This is a genomic window from Actinomyces ihuae (assembly GCF_001457875.1).
GTDB lineage: Bacteria > Actinomycetota > Actinomycetes > Actinomycetales > Actinomycetaceae > Pauljensenia > Pauljensenia radingae_A.
Window position 1 is genome coordinate 407,007 of record NZ_CZPX01000005.1, and the last position, 26,428, is coordinate 433,434.

General features: G+C 60.5%; 22 protein-coding genes, 3 tRNA genes and 1 pseudogene. 2 read left to right on the top strand and 24 right to left on the bottom strand.

Annotated features, from left to right (window positions below; genetic code table 11):
- The first annotated feature begins 1 nt into the window (after position 1).
- A complete protein-coding gene (locus tag BN3002_RS06500; RefSeq protein ID WP_058237185.1) occupies positions 2 to 982 on the top strand; it encodes an esterase/lipase family protein in 981 nt (326 codons plus the stop codon).
- On the opposite strand, the gene BN3002_RS06505 is transcribed toward BN3002_RS06500, so the two are convergent.
- The 6 genes from BN3002_RS06505 to BN3002_RS06525 form a co-directional block, all read right to left on the bottom strand.
- Positions 979 to 2,154 carry a UDP-N-acetylmuramate dehydrogenase gene (locus BN3002_RS06505; protein WP_257525677.1) on the bottom strand — a complete coding sequence of 392 codons (1,176 nt, stop codon included), beginning with the start codon at positions 2,152 to 2,154 and terminating at the stop codon, positions 979 to 981. The two genes, BN3002_RS06500 and BN3002_RS06505, sit on opposite strands and share 4 nt — an antisense overlap.
- A 40-nt stretch (positions 2,155 to 2,194) precedes the next feature.
- Complete coding sequence (locus BN3002_RS06510) at positions 2,195 to 3,427, bottom strand: MFS transporter (protein WP_058237186.1); 1,233 nt, start codon at positions 3,425 to 3,427, stop codon at positions 2,195 to 2,197.
- Positions 3,428 to 3,578: 151 nt separating this feature from the next.
- The gene (gene rpmG, locus BN3002_RS10755) at positions 3,579 to 3,749 is read right to left on the bottom strand and encodes a 50S ribosomal protein L33 (RefSeq protein ID WP_074026201.1); all 171 of its coding nucleotides are present in this window, start codon (positions 3,747 to 3,749) and stop codon (positions 3,579 to 3,581) included.
- Positions 3,750 to 3,804: 55 nt separating this feature from the next.
- A tRNA-Met gene (locus BN3002_RS06515) sits at positions 3,805 to 3,878 on the bottom strand.
- A 33-nt stretch (positions 3,879 to 3,911) separates the two neighbouring features.
- Positions 3,912 to 3,984: transfer RNA gene (locus BN3002_RS06520), tRNA-Thr, on the bottom strand.
- Between the two features lie 116 nt (positions 3,985 to 4,100).
- Positions 4,101 to 4,182 (bottom strand) — tRNA-Tyr (locus tag BN3002_RS06525).
- Between the two features lie 137 nt (positions 4,183 to 4,319).
- On the opposite strand from BN3002_RS06525, the gene BN3002_RS06530 reads away from it, so the two are divergent.
- A complete protein-coding gene (locus BN3002_RS06530; RefSeq protein WP_058237187.1) occupies positions 4,320 to 4,823 on the top strand; it encodes a YajQ family cyclic di-GMP-binding protein in 504 nt (167 codons plus the stop codon).
- Between the two features lie 351 nt (positions 4,824 to 5,174).
- On the opposite strand, the gene BN3002_RS06535 is transcribed toward BN3002_RS06530, so the two are convergent.
- The 18 genes and pseudogenes from BN3002_RS06535 to BN3002_RS06620 all read right to left on the bottom strand — a co-directional run bounded on the left by BN3002_RS06535 (position 5,175) and on the right by BN3002_RS06620 (position 26,314).
- Complete coding sequence (locus BN3002_RS06535; RefSeq protein ID WP_058237188.1) at positions 5,175 to 6,065, bottom strand: M48 family metalloprotease; 891 nt, start codon at positions 6,063 to 6,065, stop codon at positions 5,175 to 5,177.
- Positions 6,066 to 6,077: 12 nt separating this feature from the next.
- Entirely contained in the window at positions 6,078 to 7,577 is a 1,500-nt protein-coding gene (locus BN3002_RS06540) for an FAD-dependent oxidoreductase (protein ID WP_117394388.1), read from the bottom strand.
- Between the two features lie 123 nt (positions 7,578 to 7,700).
- Positions 7,701 to 8,726 carry a polyprenyl synthetase family protein gene (locus BN3002_RS06545; RefSeq protein ID WP_257525540.1) on the bottom strand — a complete coding sequence of 342 codons (1,026 nt, stop codon included), beginning with the start codon at positions 8,724 to 8,726 and terminating at the stop codon, positions 7,701 to 7,703.
- A complete protein-coding gene (nuoN, locus tag BN3002_RS06550; protein WP_058237866.1) occupies positions 8,723 to 10,291 on the bottom strand; it encodes an NADH-quinone oxidoreductase subunit NuoN in 1,569 nt (522 codons plus the stop codon). Before nuoN ends, BN3002_RS06545 begins: the two co-directional genes overlap by 4 nt.
- A gap of 5 nt (positions 10,292 to 10,296) precedes the next feature.
- Complete coding sequence (locus tag BN3002_RS06555) at positions 10,297 to 11,940, bottom strand: complex I subunit 4 family protein (protein ID WP_074026202.1); 1,644 nt, start codon at positions 11,938 to 11,940, stop codon at positions 10,297 to 10,299.
- Positions 11,941 to 11,958: 18 nt separating this feature from the next.
- Positions 11,959 to 13,914: an NADH-quinone oxidoreductase subunit L gene (gene nuoL, locus BN3002_RS06560; RefSeq protein WP_058237189.1), complete on the bottom strand. Its 1,956-nt coding sequence runs from the start codon at positions 13,912 to 13,914 to the stop codon at positions 11,959 to 11,961.
- A gap of 15 nt (positions 13,915 to 13,929) precedes the next feature.
- Positions 13,930 to 14,229: an NADH-quinone oxidoreductase subunit NuoK gene (nuoK, locus tag BN3002_RS06565; RefSeq protein ID WP_058237190.1), complete on the bottom strand. Its 300-nt coding sequence runs from the start codon at positions 14,227 to 14,229 to the stop codon at positions 13,930 to 13,932.
- Between the two features lie 191 nt (positions 14,230 to 14,420).
- A pseudogene (locus tag BN3002_RS06570) lies at positions 14,421 to 15,314 on the bottom strand (NADH-quinone oxidoreductase subunit J); the annotation flags it as partial.
- Between the two features lie 20 nt (positions 15,315 to 15,334).
- Positions 15,335 to 16,027 (bottom strand): NADH-quinone oxidoreductase subunit NuoI, encoded by a 693-nt coding sequence (gene nuoI / locus BN3002_RS06575; RefSeq protein WP_058237191.1) that lies wholly within the window; start codon positions 16,025 to 16,027, stop codon positions 15,335 to 15,337.
- A complete protein-coding gene (gene nuoH / locus BN3002_RS06580) occupies positions 16,020 to 17,360 on the bottom strand; it encodes an NADH-quinone oxidoreductase subunit NuoH (RefSeq protein ID WP_058237868.1) in 1,341 nt (446 codons plus the stop codon). Before nuoH ends, nuoI begins: the two co-directional genes overlap by 8 nt.
- On the bottom strand, positions 17,360 to 19,954 hold the full coding sequence (locus BN3002_RS06585) for an NADH-quinone oxidoreductase subunit G (protein WP_058237192.1): 2,595 nt from the start codon (positions 19,952 to 19,954) through the stop codon (positions 17,360 to 17,362). The genes nuoH and BN3002_RS06585 overlap by 1 nt, the downstream gene beginning before the upstream one ends.
- Positions 19,951 to 21,252 (bottom strand): NADH-quinone oxidoreductase subunit NuoF, encoded by a 1,302-nt coding sequence (gene nuoF, locus BN3002_RS06590; RefSeq protein ID WP_058237193.1) that lies wholly within the window; start codon positions 21,250 to 21,252, stop codon positions 19,951 to 19,953. The genes BN3002_RS06585 and nuoF overlap by 4 nt, the downstream gene beginning before the upstream one ends.
- On the bottom strand, positions 21,249 to 21,938 hold the full coding sequence (gene nuoE, locus BN3002_RS06595; protein ID WP_058237194.1) for an NADH-quinone oxidoreductase subunit NuoE: 690 nt from the start codon (positions 21,936 to 21,938) through the stop codon (positions 21,249 to 21,251). Before nuoE ends, nuoF begins: the two co-directional genes overlap by 4 nt.
- Complete coding sequence (locus tag BN3002_RS06600) at positions 21,935 to 23,290, bottom strand: NADH-quinone oxidoreductase subunit D (protein ID WP_058237195.1); 1,356 nt, start codon at positions 23,288 to 23,290, stop codon at positions 21,935 to 21,937. The genes nuoE and BN3002_RS06600 overlap by 4 nt, the downstream gene beginning before the upstream one ends.
- Complete coding sequence (locus BN3002_RS06605) at positions 23,290 to 23,976, bottom strand: NADH-quinone oxidoreductase subunit C (RefSeq protein WP_058237869.1); 687 nt, start codon at positions 23,974 to 23,976, stop codon at positions 23,290 to 23,292. The genes BN3002_RS06600 and BN3002_RS06605 overlap by 1 nt, the downstream gene beginning before the upstream one ends.
- A gap of 53 nt (positions 23,977 to 24,029) precedes the next feature.
- The gene (locus BN3002_RS06610; RefSeq protein ID WP_058237196.1) at positions 24,030 to 24,584 is read right to left on the bottom strand and encodes an NADH-quinone oxidoreductase subunit B; all 555 of its coding nucleotides are present in this window, start codon (positions 24,582 to 24,584) and stop codon (positions 24,030 to 24,032) included.
- 16 nt (positions 24,585 to 24,600) lie between these two features.
- Positions 24,601 to 24,960, bottom strand: coding sequence for an NADH-quinone oxidoreductase subunit A (locus tag BN3002_RS06615; RefSeq protein ID WP_058237197.1), 360 nt, complete (start codon positions 24,958 to 24,960; stop codon positions 24,601 to 24,603).
- A 73-nt stretch (positions 24,961 to 25,033) separates the two neighbouring features.
- Positions 25,034 to 26,314, bottom strand: coding sequence for a geranylgeranyl reductase family protein (locus BN3002_RS06620; protein ID WP_058237198.1), 1,281 nt, complete (start codon positions 26,312 to 26,314; stop codon positions 25,034 to 25,036).
- Positions 26,315 to 26,428: the final 114 nt, after the last annotated feature.

Sequence of the window (26,428 nt, forward strand, 5' to 3'; positions counted from 1 at the left end):
GATGAACGAACACGAGAATGCTGCTGAATCGGTTCGGCAGTGGCCGCTGTGGCACTGGTTCGCCCCTGCGGAGACGTTGCGCCAAGAGGTACCTTCGTGGGTCACGATACCGCCAATTCCGCAGCGCCTGGCCGTCGCTGCCAACGATTTAGTGGGCGCTGCGCGCCGTCGCCTCCAGCTCATGACATCTGTCGTATGCGACACGCTTTCGGCGGCCGGTGATTCGTCCGGCAGTCAGAACGGTTCGGATGATTCGGCAGCCTCACCATCGGCCGGCCCGCAGTCACCCTCGCCGATAACCGTAACAAGTAGCGCGCTCGCCCAGCCTGCCACAGACGCGGGTACGTCCACTCAGCCTGCCGCGAGCGCACACACACCTGCGACGCTCGCCGCGAGCACAGCAACGCCTGACTGCGCGGCGCGGCCAGTCGCCATCGGGATTCCCGGCATCTGGGAGTCGCGCCACTATCTCGACCCGTGGGCGCGCGCGCTGGCCGACGCCGGGTGGGACGCACGAATCCTGGAAGGCGTGCGCGCTATGCGCCGCCCGATTGACACGATTGCTCAGATGGCCGAGCGCTACCTTGCGCGAGAAAACCTCACTCATGTGCTGCTCTATTCGCATTCCAAAGGCGGACTGGTGGCCAAAGCGATCATGGCCGGTCCCGAGGGATGGCGTATTCGGCACCTCATCACCTTTGCGACGCCCTTCGACGGAGCACCGATCGCACGCCTGTTGCCGATCCCGAGTTTGCGTGAACTCTCCCCCGGCTCCCCCGCCATTCGCCCCCTGGCCTCACGCACTGACCTGAACGCACGGATCACTCAGATTGAGGCGACGTGGGATGAGAACGTCCCTCCCACTACGCTTCCAGGCGCGCATCGCCGAGTCATTTTGCCCATCTACGGTCACGGTCAGATGCTTGAATCGCGCGGAGCAGCACGAACATTGGTCCAGCTGGCTGAGCCGTACCGCTGTTAAATTTGCTCTCCAAGGACAACGGGTTCTGGCACAAGCGTCACCCCAAAACGTCCCTTCACCCCTGCGCGCACCGCCCGCGCCAGAACACGGATATCCTGTGCGCAGGCTCCTCCACGGTTAGTCAGCGCCAGGACGTGCTTGGTGGACAACGAGGCGCGCGCCGAGCCGTGGCCACCGCACGGTTCACACTCGTCAGACAGCGCAAACCCTTTTCCAAAACCCGCACGGTCGATCAGCCACGCTGCCGATGTCTTGACCAGGCCCCGCCCAACGTCAAATCGCGGAGCTTCAGGTGGCAACAGCCGCTCCGCCTCATCGGCATCAAGAATCGGGTTCGTGAAGAACGATCCGGCCGACCACGTGTCATGGTCCCCCTCGTCAATCACCATGCCCTTGGAGGCACGCAGGCGCAGGACCTCGCTGCGTACGCGATTCGTCTCAACCTGCTGTCCAATTGGAACGTCCAATGCGCGCGCGAGCTGGGAATACGCGACGGGTGCAGACATGTGTGAGCGTGTGAGCTGCAGCGTGACATCCAAGACGACCCAGCGCCCGGTCGGCCCCCACTGCGAGCCGTCCATGCGAGGTGTCAGACGCGACTGCTTCAGAATGGATGAACGATAACCGAGCTCAAGGTCATCGTGGGTCAACTCGACGCGGCGCTGCTCAAGGCGATCCCACGCGCCTATGCGGAGCAGTGTGTGGGCAACTTCGCCGCCGTACGCTCCGATGTTCTGCACAGGTGCCGCCCCAACCGTTCCAGGGATTCCTGACAGTGCTTCCAGGCCCGACAGTCCCCGCTTCACACTCTCATTGACGAGGGCGTCCCACGCTACGCCAGATGCAGCCGTCACGATGACAGGTGAGCTCTGCGGCGCGGATGGCTCCGAGGGGATCCAGGTGACATCTGTTTCAAGGCTTGTGCGAGCGTCACGAATCACCGTTCCATCAAACGGCGCATCATCAGCCAAGATGTTCGATCCGCCGCCGAGAATCAGGAGGCGGTCAGGGCTGTGTTCACCGTCGGCGCGGCGCAACGCGTCAACGAAGGCGTCTTCAGTGGAAGGCTCAACAAGGGTGGTCACCGGACCGCCGACACGAAAGGTCGTCATGTCAGACAGGCGGGGGGCATGCGTACGGGCGCGCGGGCGCCTATGCTCCTCGGCGTTGATCGGTGGTCGGTTCTTCCCCTGTTCGCTCACGTAGGACATCCTAGCTGTCTGACTCAGGGCGCAGGTAGCGCGTCAGCCACGCACCAACCGCAACCGGAACAATCAGACACGTCAGAGCACGGTGGTACCCGATATGCGAGGCGAGCAAGCCGAGCACAGGCGGACCGATCAGGAATGCGCCGTAATTGATGGTGGACAGCACCGACAGGCGCGCAGCTGTCATCGACGGGTCGTGGGACAGGGCAGAAGCACCGGTGGGATACACCAGGGCGGCGCCGAATGCCCACAACACCACGCCAATCATCGCAATACCCCACACGGGTGCGAAACCGACCAGGATCAGTCCGGGACATGCGGCGATCAGCATGCCACGCAATAAAACATCAGGTGGCCAGTGCCGACGCAGCCACGCCGCGCTGAGCCTGACGATCACCACCGTGGCGAGGAAACCGGACAGTACCGCAGAGCCTTGCGCCGCCGTCATGTCGTATCCATCAACCATCGCCAGTGCAAGCCAATTATTTGCTGACCCCTCCAGCAATCCCGAGGACAACACCATCAGGCCGATCAACAGCGTGCGTTTTTCGCCCCACGCCTTTCGCGTACGGGCCGTTGATCCGCCGCTTCCAAATATCCGGCGACGCTTGGGAGCGCCGTCGCTCACAGATTGGGCGAGCACATCGTCCTCGGTGAGCAGGAACGCGGTTGCGACTGCGACGCAGGTCAGGCCAAAGACGATCACTCCCAGCAGGTGATAGGTGACGTGGACGGCCGCCCTCGCCATTGCGGCACCTGAAAGTGCGCCGGTGACTGTGCCGATCGAGAACATCGCGTGGAATCGATCCAGGATTGGGTGGCCGAGGGCGACTTCGATTAGTCCGCCTGCAGTGTTAATTGTTGACCCTGTCAACGACATCCCCATCGACACGAAGATGAGGCTCAGTGACAACAAACCGAGCGACCCCACGTGGATAGATGCCACCACGCAGCCCAGTCCCATAGCCCACAGCGCACCCGCGAGGCGGCCGCTCATACGCGGCCCAATCGCCCCGACTACCGGGCCTGAGGAGGGAAGCGCCACAAGTGACCCGATAGAGCCGATGAGGAGCATTGCGCCGATCTGAGTCGGGCTGAGGTTCAGAGAATCACGCACTGCCGGCAAGCGAGACACCCACGAGGAACTGGCAAAGCCCATGAAAAAGAACATAGCGGCGTCAGCAATGACGGCACGGCGTATCTGTGATTGGGGCAGATCCCTGCGTGACAGGCTCATGACAGCCTTCCCTATGGTCATATTGTGCCGATCGATTAAGTGCCGTGCGTGGCTATCTAGTGCGCCGGGGCGGCGGAAACGCAGCGTGCATAAACCCCCGGGCTGTTGAACAGCTCCGGGGGCATGACAGTTGCGAGGCGTCGCTGGAACGTCACCGAGTTTCGCGGTGCGTCGTCGACTTGCGGCAACGCGGGCAATACTTGGCCAGCTCGAGGCGGTCAGGCGTATTGCGACGATTCTTCCTGGTGATGTAGTTACGTTCCTTGCACTCCGAGCACGCCAGAGTGATCTTGGGGCGAACGTCCTGAGACTTGCTTGCCACGATCTTTCCTTCACTTGAGGTTCTGAGATTATCGCCGGAGACCGGGAGGTCACGGTAGCGGGGGCGGGACTCGAACCCGCGACCTCACGATTATGAGTCGTGCGCTCTAACCAGCTGAGCTACCCCGCCGTGGTAGGTCGCGACTGCGAGGCCGCAAACCAGAGCCCCGAAAGGGAATCGAACCCTTGACCTTCTCCTTACCATGGAGACGCTCTGCCGACTGAGCTATCGGGGCAACGAGAGAAACTCTAGCCTGACACTCATGCTCGAAGCAATCTCCAGGCCTGAGAGCATCCTCACGTCGCAGAACTGATCACCTCGAGAGCGAAGCACTTGCGGCATTCAGTCCAGTGGCGGGGGAGGGATTCGAACCCCCGAAGCATTCCGCGGCTGATTTACAGTCAGCTCCCTTTGGCCGCTCGGGCACCCCGCCATTGGCACCAATCATTGGTGCCGTGAAAGAATAACAAAAATACAAGCGTGAGCGCCAATCGGACCACCGGTTTTGACCCGCTCAGATGCGAGATATCGAGCACACTCATAGCCAGACGCTGATAGGAAGGGATTCCCATGGCTGATTCATCATTCGACATTGTCTCCAAACTCGACCGCCAGGAAGTGGATAACGCTGTCAATCAGGCGGCGAGGGAGGTGTCCCAACGCTACGACTTCCGTAACGTGGACGCATCGATCGAGCTGTCGGGCGATACCGTGGTGATGGAAGCGAACTCCCCCGAACGCGTGATTGCCATTGTGGACGTGCTGCGCTCCAAGCTCACCAAACGCAAGGTTTCACTCAAGGCACTGGATCTGAAGGATCGTGAGCCTCAGCCGTCCGGGAAAATCTATCGAATGGTCGTTCCCCTGCGCGAAGGTATCAGCCAGGACAATGCCAGGAAGATTACGAAGCTGATTCGCGATGAAGCTCCGAAGGGCGTGAAGGCACAGATCCAGGGAGATGAGGTTCGCGTTTCGTCAAAGTCGCGCGATTCCCTGCAAGAAGTCATTGCACTGCTCAGAGGCGAAGCGGGCCAGAAGATCGACTGCGCGTTGCAGTTCGTGAACTATCGGTAGGATCATGGCCGTCCGATAGCGTCCTCGCCCCCCTCTGCCTTGTCCCCAACTGTCGATCTCGAGGCAGTGCGGGCGTCTTCGCCCATATCTGAAGCACCCCACTCTCCTGTCCCCAACTGTCGACCTGGAGGCAGCTTCACCTATGCGAGCACTGATTGCTTCCCTCACTGCAAGGTAAAACTGCAGGAAAATAGGGATTTCCCACGTATCAGCCTGACAAGGCTGGCAGGGAAGGTGCAGCCTGGCGTCTTCTGATCGACAGTTGGGAGAATCAGAGAGTGCGTGCGCAGGGAGCTCGCATTCGCGTCCTAATCGACAGATGGGAAAATGAGAGAGGAGCCGATGTTCGCCCTAATAGCCGGCCAGTTCCTCCAAGCGGCGGATCCGCTCTTCCATCGGCGGGTGCGTGGACATGAGCGAGCGCACCGATTCCCCACTGAACGGATTCGCAATCATCATCTGGGCTGCGCCCTGGTGCTCCGGTGTACGCTCAAGTGGCACGCGGCTGGTGCCCACCTCAAGCTTCTTCAACGCCGACGCTAAAGCAAGGGGGTCGTGCGACAAAATCGCGCCGTCGTGATCCGCCTCGTACTCACGCGTGCGTGAAATCGCCAGCTGGATGAGCATGCCGATCAGCGGCGCAACAATCGCGGCAACCAGTGACAGTATCAGTCCGGCCGCTCCCCCACCGTCACGGTTACGACGGCTGCCGCCTCCCATCCACAGCAGAGAGCGCCCAGCAATTGCCATGATGCCCGCCAGGGACGAGGCGATTGCAGTAATCAGAATGTCACGGTTGTACACATGAGACAGCTCATGCCCGATCACACCGCGCAGCTCACGCTCATTGAGCAGATCGAGGATACCGGCGGTCACGCACACCGCAGCATTTTTCGGGTTACGTCCCGTTGCAAACGCGTTAGGCGCCATCGTCGGCGCAATCCACAGTGTCGGCATTGGCTGATCGGCCTGCCGGCTCAGATCCTCGACAATGCGGTAAACCTCCGGATACAGACTTTGATCCATAGGCTCGGCATTCATCTGGCGCAGCGCCAAGGACGCCGAGTTCCAGTAGGTGAAGAACGTACCGATCAGCGATACGCCGCCCATCACCCACAGCCACACCATCGACCCGGTTGTATGCGCCAAAATCGCACCAATACCGAGGAGCACCGCCCACAGGACGGCAAACAGAAGGATTGTGCGCACTGTGTTGGACGCGACACGCGAACGCGATTTCATATCTCTAGTGTCTCATTCGCCGCGCGGACCGGTGTAGTGATCACCAAATCGCTCAATAGCCGTGGGCACGCCCATCTCACCGGGCTGACCAATCAGGTCCTCATCGTCGTGCGAATGCTCTTCACCGCGAGAAATCGCCGTCATCGCATTGCGGGAGACAACCTTGATGCGCTCACGGATGCCGCGACCACCAGAAAGCTCACCATACCGTGAGCCCAGTTCGCGTTCGTACGCATCCAGCAGCTCCCAGCCTTCCCATGTCGTGTACGCGACGCCACGCTCGTCAAGCAGTTTGATCATCGCATCGTGCCCCACTGCTTCACTGGTGGCATGCAGAGCGCCAGCCTCTGCATCTTCAACCAGGTGCGCAATGGTCTGCTGCGCATCCGACTTCGTGGAGCCGATCAGGCCCACGGGGCCACGCTTCACCCATCCGGTCGCGTACACGCCTGAAACAATTTCCGTTGACCCCGGCTCGGTGACAACGCGTCCCTCGTTATTCGGGATCACGCCACGAACCTCGTCAAACGGCACGCCGGGGATGGGCGACGAAAAGTATCCGACGGCCCGGTACACGGCCTGCACCGGCCAGTCAGTCATCACTCCGGTGCCGCGCACGCTGCCGTCACCGACCAGTTCAGTGCGTTCGGTGCGCAGTGCGCGCACGTTACCTTTGCTGTCCGCCAGAATCTCCGAAGGTGACTGGAACAGGTGGATATGGATACGGCGAGAAGCGTGGCGCTCGTCTGGATCCACCGAGGCGTAGTTCGTCAGTGTCTTGACGACCTGGCGCTGCTGGTTGGATGAGCGCATCGTCTGTTCGGAGCCTTCATCAAAATCAAAGTCTTCCTCATCGACAATCACGTCAACGTCGGGCACTTTGCCCAGTTCACGCAGCTCGAGTGGCGTGAACTTGACCTGCGCGGGACCTCGGCGGCCAAAAACATGTACATCGGTGATGGGATTGTCTTCGAGAATTTTCGCCACGTTGTCCGGCACTTCAGTCACCATCAGGTCATGCACATGCTTAGAGAGGATGCGGGACACATCCAGCGCCACATTGCCCACACCGATGACGGCAACCTCGCGCGCGTCAAGCGGCCAGGTGCGCGGGTAGTCCGGATGCCCGTCGTACCACGAGACAAAGTCGGCTGCACCATATGACTGCGGCAGGTCGACACCTGGGATGTTTAGCGGAGCATCACGGTCAGCTCCGGTTGCCAAGATGACGGCGTCGTAGTGTTCGCGCAGATCGTCGATCGTCACGTCGCGACCGATCTCCACGTTGCCGAGCAGGCGGATGTCGCCTCGCTGCAGGATCTTGTAGAGGGCAACGATGATTTGTTTGATGCGCGGATGATCAGGAGCCACGCCGTAGCGAACGAGTCCGTAGGGAGCAGGCAGGCGTTCGAACAGGTCGATATTCACATCGAGATCTGATTTCGACAAGATGTCCGAAGCATAAATACCAGCCGGGCCGGCCCCGACAACGGCAACGTTCGTTGCTGTCACAGTCATTCGTCCCTTCTCAGGCTCACCACGCACGAATGAGCGTGGCTCGAGCCGCGTTTTCGATACAACACACCATCCTAGCGCGCTTCACAGGAACGGCACTATGGCGCCGCCCACGCACGATCAGGACAAGCGGTTGACCATAAGATGAGCGAAAGCAGTCAGCGCCTGTTTGGGTTCAGAATCGTCGAGGGCGTCCAGCACTGCCACTGCATCGTCGCACCACTTTTCAGCTAGGTCGCGAGTCTCCTGCAGCACTTGGTGATGGCGCAGCATGTCAACAACGTCAGCCAGGACGCCATCGGAACTCAGATCCCCGTCGATTGCGTCCAGGATTTCCTGGCCTGCCGCATCGTCACCGTTGTGTGCCACGTGGCGGCGCAACAGCAAGACGGGCAGTGTATCCACGCCTTCACGCAGGTCAGTTCCCGGGGTCTTCCCTGAGGTCTCACCTGTGGAGGCAAGATCCAGAACATCATCAGCGATCTGGAAAGCGACGCCGACCTTCTCACCGTAGGTGGCAACAAGGTCAGCGACCTCTCTGCCGGCTCCGCCGTGGAAGGCTCCAAAGAAAGCTGATGCTGAAAGGAGCGATCCTGTCTTATCTGCCAAAACCTGCAGATAGAACTCGACCGGGTCGGCGTCTTCGGGTGGTCCGAAGGTTTCGTTGAGCTGCCCCATGCACAGACGCTCAAAGGTGTCTGAGTGATGCGCCACCGATTCAGGTCCCAGGGAAGCTATCAGGCGTGATGCCCTGGCAAAGAGCACATCGCCAGCGAGGATGGCGCGGTTGTTACCCCACATGTGCTGTGCGGAGGTAACCCCGCGCCGAGTGGGTGCACTGTCCATGACATCGTCGTGATAGAGCGATGCCAGGTGCGTCAACTCCATTGCGGTCGCTGCACTGATGACACGCTCGCTCGTTGCACGTTCGGGGTCACCGAGCTGCGCACACACAAGTGTCAAAGCCGGGCGGATCCGTTTGCCTCCCGCCACGCTCAGATGGCGTGTGAGTTCTTCGACCAGGTCACGCCCGCCTCGAACTGCGTCGTTCAGCAGCTCCTCCACGCTTTCCAGCGCAGGAGTGATACGCGCTTCGAGAGCAGGAACGTCAAGGTCAAGTACGGAATAAGAATTCACAGCTGTCACGGCAAGAAGATAGCGACATTTGAGAGCATTGACAAGACGGGCCCAGGAACGATGCCCAGCAGGATCGTCCCAAGCGCACACACAGCAATAGCGATCGCAGTGAGGCCTTCGCTCTTAATGACCACGGTGTTCTCACTTGGTTCAGTGAAGAACATCAGGCGAACAACACGGAAGTAGTAGAACGCTGTTGCCACGGAGCACAGCAGGCCGATCGCAACCAACCATCCGAGTTGGCCAGCGAAGGCATCTGAAAATACAACGAACTTTCCAATGAAGCCGCTGGTCAATGGAATGCCGGCGAATGACATCAGGAACACCAGGACGCTGCCTGCCAGCAGCGGGCTGCGTTTGCCCAGTCCGGCCCAGCGATCCAAAGCCGTTGCCTCTCCGCCTACCTCCAGCGAATCACCAGAGCGGGTGCCGGAGCGAACCAGCGTAACCGCAGCGAAGGAGCCGATGGTGGCCAGCGCGTATGCCAGGACGTAGAACAGGACGTGGCCTGCCGATCCCTTGACCAGGGACAAGACCGCCAGCAGGATGAAGCCCGCATGCGCGATTGACGAGTACGCCAGCATGCGTTTGATGTCTGTTTGGACCAGACCTGCGACGGTGCCAACCACCATCGTCAGGACAGCGATAATACTCATCGGGATCAGCAGATCCCATGTGAAGTGTCCGGCGAGGACCTGGTAGAAACGCAGGATCGCGGCAAAGGCAGCCATTTTCACTGCAGCTGCCATGAAACCGGTGATCGGGCTGGGTGCGCCGGTGTAAACGTCAGGCGTCCATGCGTGGAACGGGGCAGCACCAACCTTGAAGAGCAGGCCCACCAGCACCATGACGATGCCGGCCAGCAACAGCCAGTCCATCTCGCCCGTGCTCTGGGTCATGACCTTGTACACTCCGGAGAACTTCAGTCCACCTGAGTACCCGTACAGCAGTGCCATGCCCATCAGGAAGAAGGCCGAGGCGAATGCGCCGAGGATGAAGTACTTCAGCGCAGCTTCCTGTGACAGTTGGCGGCGACGGCGCGCTGTCGCACACAGGATGTACAGCGGTAGCGACATCACCTCGAGTGCCACGAACAGCATGATCATTGAGTCCGCTGCAGGGAACACCATCATGCCACCCAGCGAGAACAGGACGAGGGCAAACATTTCCGAACGTTGGTAGCGCTTCTTTTCTGTCAGCTCCTCATCGACGGAACCGGGACGGTCCGAGGGCTGTCCAGCGAAGGCTCCATCACGAATCTGCGTACGATCCGCGATGACGAGCAACGCCAGGAAGGTGATGACGGCAAGAATCAGTTGCGCACCCACTGTCAGCGGGTCCTCAATGTATTCATCGAAACCCTGCGGCGTGTCAGCTACGACAACCCAGCGCCATGAGAGCACGACGATAGCTGCAGCGGTCACGACGAGGGAGACCCCAATTCCCAGCGGGCGACGAAGGCGTGCGGGGGCAAATGATTCAACCAGGACTGCCAGTACTGCTCCACCGAGCACAATCAGCACTGGTGTCAGGCTCGCCCACGGAACACTGGCCGTAGTTGTAGCGACGTTCATGGGAATCACTTGGAGCTCCCTTCAGTTGACGTATCGGCAGGTGCGTCAGAGGTTTGCCCATCTGTCTGCGCTGGCGCACTCGCCGCGCTTCCTGCGTTCAAGACCTGGTCTGATACCGGGGTCAGTGCTCCGACAATCGGAGCAGACCACAAGCCGATGACAGCCATCGCGATGATCAGCGGCGTCACGACGGCCTTTTCGCGACCGTTCATGTCAGTGAGGTGGCGCATTGGTTCGTTTGGCGGGCCGGTGAAGACCTTCTGATACGGCAGCAGCACGTACAGGGCGGCGATGATGACACCCAGCACAGCGAACAGCGCGATCGGAACTGACACGGAGAAGGACCCCATCAGCACCATGTATTCAGGGACGAACCCTGACAAGCCAGGCAGGGCGATTGAAGCCAAACCGGACACCAACCACGTGCCGGCGATCACCGGAGTCACACGCTGCATTCCGCGGTATGCAGGAATCTCGCGTGTCCCGCCTCGGCGGGTCAGGAAGCCGGAGATCAGGAACATGGCGGCGATCGAGACACCGTGAGCGACCATGTAGATCATCGCGCCGGTCAACGCCAGCTGCGAGCCGATGAAGATGCCCAGCACCATGAAGCCGAAGTGTGACACCGAGGTGTAGGACACCAGTCGCATAATGTCGTTTTGTCCGATGGCGGCCAGACCGCCCCACAGGATTGAGACGATGGCGGCAACGCACATGGCGACGGCGCACTTGGCCGCTACCTGCGGGAAAAGGCTCACGCACAGCGTGATCATTCCGAATGTGCCGATCTTGTCGAGCACGCCGACCAGCAGGACGGATGTACCTGGGCGGGCAACTGCCGCCGTGTCAGGCAGCCATGTGTGGACCGGAACCATCGGCGCCTTGATGATGAAGGCGACCATGAAGGCCCAGAAGATCCCCATTGCCCACGAGGACGGCAGCATCGGGGTGAATTGAGAGAGAGTGTCCAGGCGGAAGAACGTCTCGGACTTTTGCGGGACAACTGCCCACAGTGCCACCAGACCGCCCAACATGGCCAGGCCACCGGCAAGCGAGTACAGCAGGAACTTGATGGCAGCCTTGCGGCGTGCCACGGCCTCGCCCACTCCGTAGGTGCCGATCATAAAGAACAGCGGCACCAGCATCGCTTCAAATGCGATGTAGAAGACGATCACGTCGAAGGCTGCGAAGATCACGACCATGAACATTTCAAGGACGAGGATCAGCGCGCTATAGGCGCCCTCACGCGACTCACGTTCGTCAGCGTCAGCGTCGCGCGCGTCGCCCTCGTGCGTGGAACCGGCGAGGCGAGCAGGCGCAGCAAGCAGAACGAGCGGCACCAGTGCGACGGCCAGCAAGATCATCACAAGGCCGAGGGCATTTACGCCGAGCGCCCATGACACGCCCATCTGCGGGATCCACGAATATGATTCACCGAGCTGGTGTGTGGCAGGTGTGGTCCAGTCGAATTGCGTGGCAACGATGATACCGAGCACCAATTCGATGAGCGAGGCGCCCAACGCCACAAGGCGTCCGCGCGCACGCAACCCCGGGATGAGGCCGACCAGTGCGCCGGCCACGAGCGGCCAGGCAACCATGATCGTCAGCCACGGGATTGAACTGGACTGGATGAGATCAGTAGTAGTCATTGATTCTCCTCCTCACCCTCACAGCCTGAAGCCGAGGACGATTGCCAAGACGACAAGAACGCCGCCAAGGATGTAAGACGCATAGGTTCGCACCAAACCGTTCTGTGTGATGGCGACGAGGCGACCCGCACCAACGGTGAGCCAGCTCAAGCCGCCCACTGCACCGTCGACCACCTTTCGATCGCCCTCTGTTGCCACGGTGACCAACGCCTGTCCGGGCATCATGAAGAGTTTCTCGTTGAGGTGGTCCTGGTACAGATCCTGGCGTGCAGCCTGCGTGAGCGCGTTGCCTGCCGGGACGCCAATCGGGACCGGCTTCTTCACGTACATGAACCACGCAACGGCGACGCCGATCACGACAAGCAGCAGGGTGGCGACCTGGATCAGCCACACCGGCAGGACCGGCTCAACGTGAGGGGTCTCCCCCACTGCGGGAACCAGCCATGAGGTGAATGCTCCGCCGATGCTGAGCAGTCCACCGATGAGTACCGAGCAAACCGCCAGAATGATCATCGGGATGGTCATCAGAGGGGACGACTCGTGCGGGTGGACTTCCTGCTCGGGTGTTGAATCTGTCCAGCGTGCTTCTCCGTGGAAGATCATGAAGAACAGGCGCGACATGTAGAACGCGGTGATTCCGGCACCGAACATTGTGACCAGGCCGAATACCCACGGAGCCCAGGGTGTTGACATTCCGGAGAACGAGGACGCTGCAAATGCCGCCTCGATGAGCTTGTCCTTTGAGAAGAATCCGGAGAATGGCGGCACGCCGAGGATGGCGAGCCAGCCGCATGCGAACGTAATCCAGGTGACTTTCATCGCGGTGCGCAGGGCACCGAAGCGACGCATGTTGACCTGATCGTTCATGCCGTGCATGACGGAGCCTGCTCCCAAGAACATCAATGCCTTGAAGAAACCGTGCGTGAACAGGTGGAAGATGGCGAACGCCCAGCCGATGGGGCCAAGGCCCGCACCCAGAAGCATGTAGCCGATCTGCGACATCGTTGATGCTGCCAGCACCTTCTTCATGTCGTCCTTGGCCGAACCGACGATCGCGCCGAACAGCAACGTGATCGCACCGATGATCGCCACTGTCAGTGATGCGGCAGGGGCTGCCAGGAAGATCGCGCCGGAGCGGACAATCAGGTACACACCTGCGGTCACCATCGTGGCCGCGTGGATCAGCGCGGACACCGGCGTCGGGCCGGCCATTGCGTCACCGAGCCATGCCTGCAGTGGGAACTGCGCGGACTTACCGCAGGCAGCGACCAGCAGGAAGATACCGATGAGTGTCGCCTGTGCAGTGGACAGTCCCGCAGCTGCAGTGCTGACGTCATTCATGGAGACGGAGCCGACATAGGCAACCATCCCCATCATGGCGATCAGCATGCCCATGTCACCGACACGGTTCATGACAAACGCCTTCTTCGCGGCGGTCGCATTGTCGGGCACCTGGTTCCAGAAGCCGATCAGCAGGTATGAGGCAAGGCCTACGCCTTCCCATCCCATGAAGAGCACTGCGTAAGAATTCGCGATGACCAGTGTCAGCATGGAGGCGATGAAGAAGTTCAAGTAGGCAAAGAAGCGGCGGCGATCCCGGTCGTGTTCCATGTAGGCGATGGCGTATACGTGGATGAGCGAGCCCACGAAGGTCACGAGCATCACGAAGGTCATCGACAGCGGGTCGATCAGGGTTCCGAAGTTGATGGACAGGTCGCCGGCCGGAATCCACGAGAACAGATCGATGGACAGTCGTCGCTCACCTGCTGGAAGTCCAAGCATCTGCACCAGGATAACGACGCCGACAACGAATGACGCCCACGAGGCGATCACACCGAGGATGTGGCCCCATTTGTCTGCGCGCCGCCCAAGGACGAGCAACAGGATTGCGGACGCCAGTGGGATCGCGACCATAAGCCACGCAAGTGCTGCCGGCCCTGTTGCGGCCGTCAAAGCGGGGAGGGTAGTGGTCATTGAAATGGTCCTCCCTTAGTTCTTTAGCAGGTTGTTGTCGTCCACGCCGGTTGTCGCGCGTGCACGGAAGATGGATACGATGATGGCCAGTCCGACGACCACTTCAGCTGCGGCGACAACCATGACAAAGAACGCCATGATCTGTCCGGCAACATCTGCGTGGATACGTGCGAAGGTCACGAGGGCGAGGTTCGCGGAGTTCAGCATGAGCTCCACACCCATCAGTGAGATCACAGCGGAACGCCTCACGAGGACTACGACCGCTCCGATGGAGAAGATCACGCCCGCGAGGATCAGGTACCATGCCATACTCATTTGGCAGCTCCTTCACCAGGTGTGTGCGGCTGAGCATTGTTATTGCTTCCGCCCTGCGTAGGGCCGGCGTTCGCGCCCGGTCCCTGTACATGATCAGTATTGGCTTGTCCGGCATCCGGTGCGGTCTGCACCTCGCCCATGCCCTTCGGATCAGCTTCGTTGGCCGAGGTCTCGGCCTGCGCGTTGCGGTCAGCCGCGGACGCTTCAGGCTGGTTGAGGCCGGTGGGCGCGGAAGGCCCCGGCATGCCCCAGGCTCCGGATCGAGGAACCGACACGTTTTTTCCTGCCTTGAATGGTGAATCGTCCAGCAGCCCGGCGCGCGTCAGCTGCAAAGACTCTGCAATGTCAGGGGCAACCTGGTTCAGTGAACGACCCAATCCTCGCACGCGGAAGACACGCGGCACGGAATCTTCCACCGGGGCGAGTGTGTCGCCGCCGATTGCCGGAACGTCCGTTGCGTTCGAATGAGCGAACACGCCAGGCGCCGGAAGCTGTCCAATGTGACGGCCGCTTTCCTTGAAGGCCTTCATCTTGGCTTCAGCCGTAGTGCGCTGGTTGAACGAGGGTCCCAGGCGGTCCGTGTGAGTCAGCAGCATCGCGCCGATCGCGGCAGTGATGAGCAGAGTGCCCGCTAGTTCCATTGACATCCAGTGGTCTGCGAACAGTGAGGATGCCAGCGAGGTGACCGGCTCATTGGAGTACGGGTCAACGCTCGAGGCTTTGCTCGCGGACAACACTGTTTTCGCGCCGATACCGGCAAAAATGGCGATCATGCCGAGCCCGCCGATGCATGCGGCAGTGATTGCACCGCGTGACTGGAATTGGTATCCGTCGGTGGCTCCCAGGCCGATCATCATGATGACGAACAAGAACAGCATCATGATGGCGCCGGTGTAGACGACGACTTGGACAGCACCCAAGAACGGTGCTCCCAGAGCGATGAACAATACTGCCAGTCCGATCATCACCGCGACCATACAGATCGCGGAGTACGCAGCTTTCTTGAAGAAGAGCACACCGAGGGCGCCCAGCACCATGACGACGGCGACGCAACTGAAAAGGATCGCCTCGCCTGTGCTGCCCATCAGTGGCCATGCTGTTTCTGTCACCGCGCAGCCTCCTGTTCAACTGGTTGTGCAACCGCCTGCTGAGCGGACTGCAGTGAAGAATCTTCGGGTCGACGCTCGCGTACCCAGTCGATCTGGCGTTGCGTCGGTCCAGTCACCTCACCCTTGTAGTAGTCGTCGTCGGACATGCCTTCGACCATCGGGTGCGGTGGTGCCAGCATGCCGTCGGCAAGGGGAACAAGGAGCTGGTGCTTTTCGTAGATTTCCGCTTCGCGGCGGTACTCCGACAGTTCGAAGTTGTGTCCCATGGTGAGCGCACGCGTGGGGCAAGCTTCGATGCAGAATCCGCAGAAGATGCAACGCAGGTAGTTGATCTGGTAGACCGCGCCGTAACGTTCCCCTGGCGAGTACTGTGCGTCAGGCGTGTTTGAGTGGGCTTCGACGAGGATGGCGTCGGCCGGGCAGGCCCACGCGCACAGCTCGCAGCCGATGCACTTTTCCAGGCCGTCGGCGTAACGGTTGAGCTGGTGGCGCCCGTGGAAACGCGGCTGCACGAACGGCCCCTCGAAGGGGTACTGTTCGGTGACAGTGGGGCGGAAGAATGACGTGATCGTCACGCCATACCCTGCCACGGGGGCAAAGAACTCACTGACCGGGCCGCGATGATCGTGCTCGTAGAGCAGCTCCTCATCGGGTCCCAATGGCGGAAGATGCTTGTCTGACTTACTCATCGGTTTCCTCCTGAGCATCAGTCGCGACAGTCGTGTTGGCTGCAACCCCAACTGGCTGGGCTCTGCCGGCTCGCGGTGACGGCGGCAGCTGCTGGCCGGGCTTGGGCGGGACAGGGAATCCGTCGGCTAACGGATCGAACGTTTCGGTCACGTCGTCTCCCTCGCCGGTGGTTTCGCCCTCACCGGAATCCAGGAACCACATGACTGCAAGGGCGATGACGAAGATCGCGAGGATCACGCCAAGGATCACCGGCATTGAGGTGTCAACCCAGGCGGTCACTCCACGCAGCACTGCTACGGCAACGACCCATGCCAGGGCAACCGGGATGAGACGCTTCCAGCCAAACTGCATGAACTGGTCGTATCGGATACGCAGCAGCGTGCCTCGCGTCCAGATCATCAGGAACATGAAGAACCACATCTTCAGGAAGAACCACACGATTCCGAACCATCCGTCGTTGATGACGGGCACGTGCGACAACGGCCACGGTGCGTGCCATCCGCCAAAGAACATGGTGGTTGCCACGGCTGACACGTTCAGCATGTTGACGTATTCGGACAGGTAGTACCAGCCGAATTTCATGGAGGAGTACTCCGTCATGTGTCCGGCGACAAGTTCGCCTTCAGCTTCGGGCAGGTCAAAAGGCAGACGGTTGACCTCGCCGACTGCCGAGATGCAGTAGATAACGAAGGCGGGTGCCAGCGTCACTGCCCACCAGAACGGAGTCTGTGCGGCAACGATCTGGGAGGTGGACATTGATCCCGACATAATGAACACGGAGACCAAGGCCAGGCCCATCGACAGTTCATAGGAGATCACCTGCGCGGATGAACGCACGGCGCCGTACAGCGGCAGCGTCGAACGCGTCGACCAGCCACCGAGGACGATGCCGTACAGGCCCAGCGAGGTGATCGCCAGGATATACAGCGCAGCAACCGGCATGTCGGCCAGCTGCAGTGGCGTTGAGTGGCCGAACATGTTGACGTTCGGGCCAAGCGGGATCACTGCGAACACGCTGAATGCGCAGAACGCTGCGATGGCCGGGGCCATGAAGTAGAGGAACTTATCGGAGCGCCTGGTCCACATGTCCTCTTTGAACAGCAGTTTCAACGCGTCAGCGAAAGCCTGGAACAGGCCGAACGGGCCGGCAACGTTCGGGCCGGGCCTGGTCTGCATGCGTCCCAGTCCGCGTCGTTCCACCCACAGGGCGAGCAACACGTTGAAAATCAGGAACAAGATGATGAAGACCGCTTTGATGAGGGTCAGCCACCACGTTTCCTGGGAGAAGTCCGCCACTGTGTAGTCGGGAATCGCCAGCGGAAGCGTTGTCATCATCGGGTCACCTCCACTGCGTGTGAGAGCGTCACAACGGAACCGGCTGTTCCCAGTGACTCATGTACAAGTGATCCTTGGGAGCACTCAGGCAGCCAGACCACACGATCGGGCAGATCGGTGACCTCCACCGGCAGCGTGAGCGATCCGCGTTCGGAGCTAACAGTCAGGGTGTCGCCTTGCGACATTCCCAAAGCCGACAGCGTTGCCTGCGAGATGAAGGCAACGGGGCGGCGCGCTGTTCCAGCCAGCTGCGGTGCGCCGTCCTGAAGGCGTCCGGCGTCGAGCATCGGTTTGTGAGTGGCCAGAACAGCCTGTCCCTCGCTCACCGATTCGACGGGCGGGGCGGTTGTGGTAGCCACATCCATGACGCAGCGTTCACCGGACCAGTCCATCACGGGGTTGACCTCGTCATACAGATCCTTCAGCGTGGCTCCACCCAGATCGACATCAAATTCGCGCGCCAGTCGCACGAGCACATCGCGATCAGTCAGCGAGCGTGACGAGATCGCCTGGCCGAAGGGGCGCAGTCGGCCTTCCCAGTTGATGAAGGTACCGTTCTTTTCCAGTGGCGGGGCAACGGGCAGCACCACGTCAGCAAGCTCAGTGACATCGGACGCGCGCACTTCCATCGACACGAGGAAGTCCACTGCGTCGAGCGCATTGCGTGCCGCTTTCGGATCGGGCAGGTCACGCAGGTCAACACCTCCCACGATCAGGGCGCTGACAGAGCCGGTGCGCACACCGTCCAGAATGTCCTGAATGTCCATGCCGGTTGTGGTCGGCATGCCTGCCGTATCCCAGCCCATGCTTTCGCGGGCACCGGCATCGGCAAGTGAGCGACCAAATGGCAGCAGGCCGGGAAGAAGTCCGGCTTCAACCGCTGCGCGGTCACCGCTTCGGCGTGGAACCCACTGGAGTCGGGCTCCAGTTGCCTGAGCGAGCTTGGCGGTTGCAGTCAGCAGCCCGGGGGTGCGCGCTGCGCGTTCTCCGACCAGGATGATCCCGCCGTCGGACAGAGACTCGACGAGGGCGGTGCCTTCGGCCGCTGCTCCGCTGGTGAGCGACGCGAGAACTTCGGTTTCAGTTCCGGGTGCGGCGTGCACCACCTGTGCGTTGAGCTTGAGTGATCCACTTGTCGTCATCGGCGCAATGGTCGTGACGTGAGTGGTTCCCTTCAGGACGCCTTTACGCAAGCGCAGGAAAATGGATCCGCATTCGTCTTCGGGCTCGAGTGCGACCAGCAGGACGCTCCCGGCCTTTTCCAGATCCGCATACGTCACACCCAGGCCTGTTCCTGCTACGTGTGCTGCGAGGAATTGGCGTTCTTCCTCGCTGGTTTCGCGAACGCGTGCATCGATGGAATCGGTCCCCACAACAGTGCGAGCAAACTTGGACCATGCCCAGGCATCCTCGAAGGTCAGACGGCCGCCAGGAAGCATGCCAACTGTTCCCTTGTCACGCGCCACCTTCAGTCCTTCAGCCACGCGGTGCAGCGCGTCGGCCCAGGAGGTCGGCACCATCTGACCGTTTTCGCGAACCAGCGGTGTGGTCAGGCGGGATTCACGATCCCATTCAAAGGCGAAGCGATCCTTGTCGGTGATCCACTCTTCGTTCACGTCCGGATCGTTGCCGGCCATGCGGCGCACGACCTGGCCGCGACGCACGTCGATACGGATCGCTGATCCGGATGCGTCGTGTTCTGACACCGACGGTGTGGAAACCAGGTCGAAGGGGCGTGCACGGAAGCGGTAGGACGACGCGGTGAGCGCGCCGACCGGGCAGATCTGAATAACGTTGCCGGAGAAGTACGAGGCGAATGCGCGTCCCGACTGGTCGTATCCTGATGGTGGAAGCTCTCCCCCGTTGATGGATCCAATGACGCCAGCCTCGCCGTATGGACCAGACAGCGGCACAGTTCTCGCGTCGTGGGCACCTTCGTCGTGGAACCCGATGACCTGGGTGTCGAAGGAGCCGATCTGTTCGCCCATGAAGTAATGGTCGTCTGTCGGTGAGGTACCGCCGCCGCGACCTTGCAGGTCGATGAACGCGTCGCCTGCAATCTCCTTACCGAAACGCACGCAGCGCTGGCACAGGATGCAGCGGTCACGGTCCAGCATGATGTGGCTGGTCAGCTTCAGAGGCTTGGGGAAAGTGCGCTTGGCGTCAGCGAATCGTGACTTTGCGCGTCCTTCTGTCATGGCCTGGTTCTGCAGGGGACATTCGCCGCCCTTGTCGCAGATAGGGCAGTCCAGCGGGTGGTTGATCAGCAGGAACTCCATAACGCCGCGCTGTGCTTTGTCGGCAATCTCGGAGGTGAACTGGGTCTTGACGACCATTCCCGGGCTGACTGTCTGTGCGCATGAGGGCTGCGGCTTGGGCATGAAGCGCAGCTCGCCGGTCTTGCGGTCAGGCATTCCGACTTCGACAAGGCACTGGCGGCATGCAGCTGCAGGTGCGAGCAGTGGGTGATCGCAGAATCGTGGAATACGAATTCCAGCCTGTTCCGCAGCGCGAATGACCAGCGTTCCCTTGGGAACGGACATCTGGATGTCATCGATCGTAATATCGACCATTTCTGGCGCGTCGCTCATCGGGCACCTCCTCTAGTGAAGTTAGCTGACGCTTCGTACGGGAACAGCTCCTGTGCGGGCGTCGTCAAACCGGCTTCGAATTCTTCTCGGAACTTGCTGATGCCGGACCTGATTGGTGTGGCTGCAGCGTCACCGAGTGCGCAGAAGCTGCGACCGGCGATGTTCCCGGCGATCTCTTCGAGCAGATCGACGTCTCCGGGAAGTCCTTTGCCCTGTTCCAGGCGCAGCATGATCTGCTTGAGCCAGTACGTTCCTTCACGGCACGGCGTGCATTTGCCGCACGATTCGTGCTGGTAGAACTCGGTCCAGCGGGTAATGACGCGCACGACCGATGTGGTCTCGTCGAACACCTGCAGTGCACGCGTTGCCAGCATCGATCCGGCCTGTCCCACGGATTCGTAATCGAGGGACACATCAAGTTCAGCTTCGGTAAACAGCGGGGTGGATGATCCGCCTGGTGTCCAGAACTTGAGGGTGTGGCCTTCGCGGATGCCTCCGGCCATGTCGATCAGTTCGCGCATCGTGATGCCGAATGGTGCTTCAAACTGGCCTGGGTTCTTGACGTGGCCTGAGACGGAGAAAATACCGTGGCCCTTGGATTTTTCCGTGCCCATCGAGGCGTACCAGTCGTCTCCGTTGCGGAAAATCCCTGGCACCTGCGAAATGGATTCGGCATTGTTAATAACAGTCGGGCGCGCGTACAGGCCTTCAGCTGCCGGGAACGGGGGCTTCAGGCGCGGATGTCCGCGACGACCTTCCAGGGAGTCCAGCAGTGCGGTTTCTTCACCGCAGATGTAGGCACCGGCACCTGCGTGAGCAATGATGCGCAGGTCTTCCAGCAGGCCAGCCTCTTCAGCTTCGCGAATCGCATTCAGGAGGCGGCGGTAGACGTGGACGACCTCGCCACGCAGGTAGACGAAAGCGTGGTGGCAGTTAATGGCGCGGCATGTGATCGCCATGCCTTCAACCAGAATGTGCGGGTTCGCCATGATCAGCGGGATGTCCTTGCAGGTTCCCGGTTCTGATTCGTCGGCGTTGACCACGAGGTACCGCGGCTTGCCGTCATCGGGAGGCAGGAAGGACCACTTGAGTCCGGTCGGGAAGCCTGCGCCGCCTCGGCCTCGCAGACCGGCAGCCTTGACCTTCTCGACGATGTCAGACGGTTCAAGGGCGCGGGCGGCTTTCAATCCTTCGTATCCGCCACGGCTCAGGTAAGACTGCAGCGTCCATGACCGCTCTGCATCCCACCCGCGCGTCAGGATCGGCGTGAGGGTTGATGGTGCGCTTAAGGAGCTCACTTGTCCTCCTCCTGTTCAGAACCGGTCCGCACCGGAGCATTCCAGTTGTTCTGCTCTGCGATGCGCAGGCCCAGCAGTGAGTTCTCGCCCGCCGAAGGGCCCTCATGCTCGTGACCATCAAGAAAACCGGCAAGTACGTGCTCGACCTCTTTGAACGTGTGGACCGTGTCGGCACCACGCGTCGGGTGGATCGGCTTATCGGCCTCGATGTCGTCGATCAGCTGAATCGCTGACTGCGGTGTCTGGTTATCGAAGAACTCCCAGTTGACCATCATGACGGGCGCGTAGTCACACGCGGCGTTGCATTCGAGGCGTTCCAGCGTAATCTTGCCGGATTCACTGGTCTCATCGGTGCCAACTCCCACATGCTGTGAGACGGCCTCCCAGATTGCGTCACCGCCCAGCACGGCGCACAGCGCGTTCGTGCACACGCCCACCAGGTAGTCTCCCGTGGGATGGCGCTTGTACTGGGTATAGAACGTCGCCACAGCGGATACTTCCGCACGTGTCAGGTCGAGGATGTCAGCGCACAGCGCGATGCCGTCAGCAGTGATGTATCCGTCAACGGATTGCACGAGGTGCAGCAGCGGAATCAGTGCTGAGCGTGAATGTCCGGTGGGATACCGGTCCACAACCAGCGCCGCTTCTTCACGCAGACGCTGTTCAACTTCTGGCGCGTAGCTCATCGGTCAACACCTCCCAAAACAGGGTCAATTGTTGCCAGGCAGACAACCACGTCAGCCAGCTGGCCCCCCTCGGTCATGATGGACAATGACTGCAGGTTGGCGAATGAAGGGTCACGGAAGTGCGCGCGGTAGGGGCGCGTGCCACCGCCGGAGACTACGTGGACCCCGAGCAGGCCCTTCGGATGTTCGATGGTCTGGTATACCTGACCGGCGGGAACAGAGAATCCCTCGGTCACCAGCTTGAAGTGGTGAATCAGCGACTCCATCGACTCGCCCATGATTTCGCGGATATGTTCGAGCGAGTTGCCCTGTCCGTCGGTTGCAACCGACAGCCGTGCCGGCCACGCGATCGAGGGGTCAGCAACCATGGTCGGACCGCCCTCGCACTTCTCGAGGCGTCGGAGCACCTGCACGACGATGCGCAGTGACTGGTAGATCTCGTCGAAGCGAACGAGTGTGCGGTTGTAGGCGTCGGATGAATCGTAGGTGGGAACGTCGAATTCGAAATCTTCGTACCCGCAGTACGGTTGCATCTTTCGCAGATCAAACGGAATGCCGGCCGCTTTCAGGCCCGGTCCGGTCATACCGAGCGCCATAACTGCTGACAGCGGCATGTAGCCGGTACCAACGAAACGCTTTTTGAAGATCGGGTTCTGCAAGGTGAGGTCCTGCAGTTCGCCCACGTCTCTGCGGATACGCGGCAGCTTTTCACGGATGAAGTCCACCGTTCCTGCCGGCAGGTCCTGTGCGACGCCGCCAGGTCGGATGTACGCGTGGTTCATGCGCAGGCCGGTGATGCGTTCGAAAATTCGCAGGATTTCTTCACGTGCGCGGAAGCCGATGGTCATCATCGTGGTGGCACCCAGCTCGTTGCCGCCGGTTCCGATTGCCACGATGTGCGAGGCTGCACGGTTGAGCTCCATCATGAGTACGCGGATCAGCGTGGCGCGCTCTGGAATCTGGTCGGTGATGCCCAGCAGTTTTTCCACCGCCAGGCAGTAGCCGACTTCCTGGAAGAACGGTGCGACGTAGTCCATGCGGGTGCAGAATGTGACGCCCTGTGTCCACGTGCGGTATTCCATGTTCTTTTCGATGCCGGTGTGCAGGTAGCCGGTGTCAACGCGTGTTTCGCGCACGAGTTCGCCGTCCAGTTCAAGGACCAGGCGGAGCACGCCGTGCGTCGAGGGGTGCACTGGACCCATGTTGAGCACGATGCGTTCGTTCGTGATCTTTTCGATTTCGGCGAGGACGTCTTCCCAGTCACCGCCCTGCGCCATGACTTCGGGAATGTCGTCGACATCGATGTTGGCTGTTCCGGGGGTTGCCCGGAAATTGACACGTTGTGCGTTCATCAGTTGTACGACCTCCGTGTGTCGGCCGGTGGAACGGTGGCTCCCTTGTATTCCACGGGAATGCCGCCCAGTGGGTAATCTTTGCGCTGCGGGTGTCCTACCCAGTCATCCGGCATCGCAGTACGCGTCAAAGAGGGGTGGCCATCAAAGATAATGCCCATCAGGTCCCACGTCTCGCGTTCCTGCCAGTCGTTCGCGGGGTAGATGTCGACGATGCTGGGGATGTGCGGATCTGCGTCCGGGCACGTGACTTCCAGTCGCAGCATCCTGTTATGGGTGATCGACATGAACGGGTAAATGGCGTGGAGTTCACGGCCCCTGTCGGCCGGGTAGTGCACGCCGTTGGTGCCGATGCACAGTTCAAAGCGCAGGTCCTGGTCGTCACGCAGGTGACGTGCCACGCGCTGAATGTGCTCGCGCGCAATGAAGATCGTCAGTTGATCGTGTTCGACAACGACCTTTTCGATGACGTCGTTGACATCAAGGCCATCCTCGGTAATCAGTTCTTCGAGGATGTCCACGACCGAGTCATACCACGATCCGTACGGTCGCTGGCTGGGGGCGGCGAACGTCGCGGCCTGCTGCAGCCCGCCGAAACCGGTGGTGTCTCCGGCGTCGTGAACGCCGAACATGCCGGTGCGTTGGGCCACCACGTCGGGGGCCTGGAAGGATCCCAGCGCCTGCATCTGCCCCTGCGGCTGCACCTCATCAGGGGTAGGCGTCACTGATTCAGTTTCGCTCACGACAGGAGTCCCTTCATCTGGTGGGTCGGTGTAGCAGCAAGTGCTGCCTGCTCGGCCTTGCGTGCGATTTCCTGACGGTGGACGCCAAGCGGCTCTTTGCCGATCTGCTCACGCAGGGTGAGGACGGCGTGGATCAGCGCTTCGGGGCGAGGTGGGCATCCGGGCAGGTAGACATCCACAGGCAGGAAGTGATCGCAGCCCTGGATGACGGCGTAGTTGTTGAACATGCCGCCGGACGAGGCGCAGGCGCCCATCGAAATGACCCACTTGGGGTCGGCCATCGAGTCGTAGACGCGACGGATGATCGGTGCCATCTTGTGGGAGACACGACCCGAGACGATCATGAGGTCGGAGTGACGCGGCGAGGCGCGGAACACTTCCAGTCCGAATCGTGACATGTCAAAGCGAGGGGTGCCGGCTGCCATCATTTCAATCGCGCAGCACGCCAAGCCCATGGTGACAGGCCACTGGCTGTGTTTACGACCCAGCCCCAGCAGTTTTTCCATGCTGGTCAGAGCAATGCCTGCAGGTAACGCTTCTTCAATACCCATGAGTCCTCCTTCGCTCCTAGTAGTCCAGCCCGCCGCGGCGCCACTCGTAAATGTAGGGCACCGTGATCAGGGCGATAAAGGTCAACATGACAACAAGCCCGAACAAGCCCAGCTGGTTAAAGCTGACGGCCCACGGGTACATAAAGACGACCTCGATGTCGAAGATGATGAAGGTCATCGCGACGAGGTAGTAGCGCACCGGGAAACGGCCTTCCTCAATGTGCTGAGGGCCTGGATCAATGCCACATTCGTAGTTGTCAGCTTTGGTGCTGTTCTTGCGTGTGGGTCCCAGGATCGCTGATGCGCCCAGGCCGCCCAGCGCCAGCACGATGGCTGCTGCGGCCATAATCAGCAATGGCACGTAGGGATTGGTCATTGTTCCTCCCGGTTATTGACGAGGGCGGTCAGCCCGATGGCACAACTGCAACACGGAGATTGCTGAGTCGATCTCATACCTTGGGCACCACCTTCGTGAGGGTAGTAATCAGACGGTCGTCCCATTGACCGCCGCTACGTTCAAAACCATCTGATAACAGTTTATGGACAAGTGTCATCAAGCGTGGGATTCCAAGCCCCGTATGTGTACACAAGTGCATCACTTTCGGGTTCTCGATCAGCCGCACGAAGATTCGTCCCATGGAATAGTACCCGCCATATTCCTGTTTCATCGCATGAGGGTACTCTTCCATCGCCTTATCCATGCCGGCAAGCGTCGTGCGGGCAAGACCCTGAGCCATCGCCATTGCAGCAAGACGACCCGCTTTCAGGGCCGGCGCGATTCCCTCGCCGTTGAAGGGTGAGACCATTCCGCCAGCATCACCCACCAGCACCAGTGAGTTCGCGTAGTGGGGTGTGCGGTTAAAGCTCATCGGCAACGCTGCGCTGCGCAGGGAGCCAACCTGATTGTCAGGCGTGAAACCCCACTCGTCGGGAAGGGAATCGACCCATTGCTTCAGCACTTTGTGGTACGGCAGTTTGGTTGCCTTCGCATCTGAAGAGACTGATCCCAAGCCGACGTTGACGGTGCCGTCACCCATCGGGAAGATCCAGCCGTAACCGGGCAACGGTTCGGATTTGCCGGGCTGTCCTGCATACAGTTCGAGGTGGGATTCCATCCACTCTTCATTTGAGCGAGGTGAGCGGAAGTACGTGCGTGCCGCCACTCCGAGGGGACGGCGCGGATTCTTTTCACGTCCCATTGCGGTGGCCAGTCGCGCCGACACGCCGCCTGCATCCACCACAAGTTTGGCGTGGAACTCGACATCTTCAGCGTCTTTACCCTGCCCGATGCGCGCGCGCACGCCAGTGATGCGCCCAGTTGAGTCAGTCAACGGTCCTGTCACCGTACAGTTTTCGACCAGGCGCGCACCACGATTGCATGCGTGCTGAATGAGGTCTTGGTCGAGTTCCGTGCGGCGACGTGTCATGCCGTATCCGGGCAGTGATTTTTGGTCAGGCCATTCCAGTTGCAGGCGATGCCCGCCACCAATGACCGTCAATCCGCGGTTACGCGTCCACGTGCTTGTATCGACGCCCATCACAATGAGTTCGTACACGGCTGCAGGGGTCAGCCCGTCGCCGCATATCTTGTCCCGCGGGAATGATGCTTTTTCAAGTACGAGGGCATCAATGCCGGCACTTGCCAGGTGGTAGGCAGTTGATGCACCTGCCGGCCCGCCACCGACGATTACGACGTCAGCATCATCATGCTTCGCCACACCGTCAGACACAGTGTCTCCTCTACTTGTTGTCAAGCCTCATTCGACTAGCACCCTACTCCGATTGCCCCAAAGGGCGCATTTCGTCATTTTGGCGCGAAAAAAGACTGGTTCTTTGATGTATTT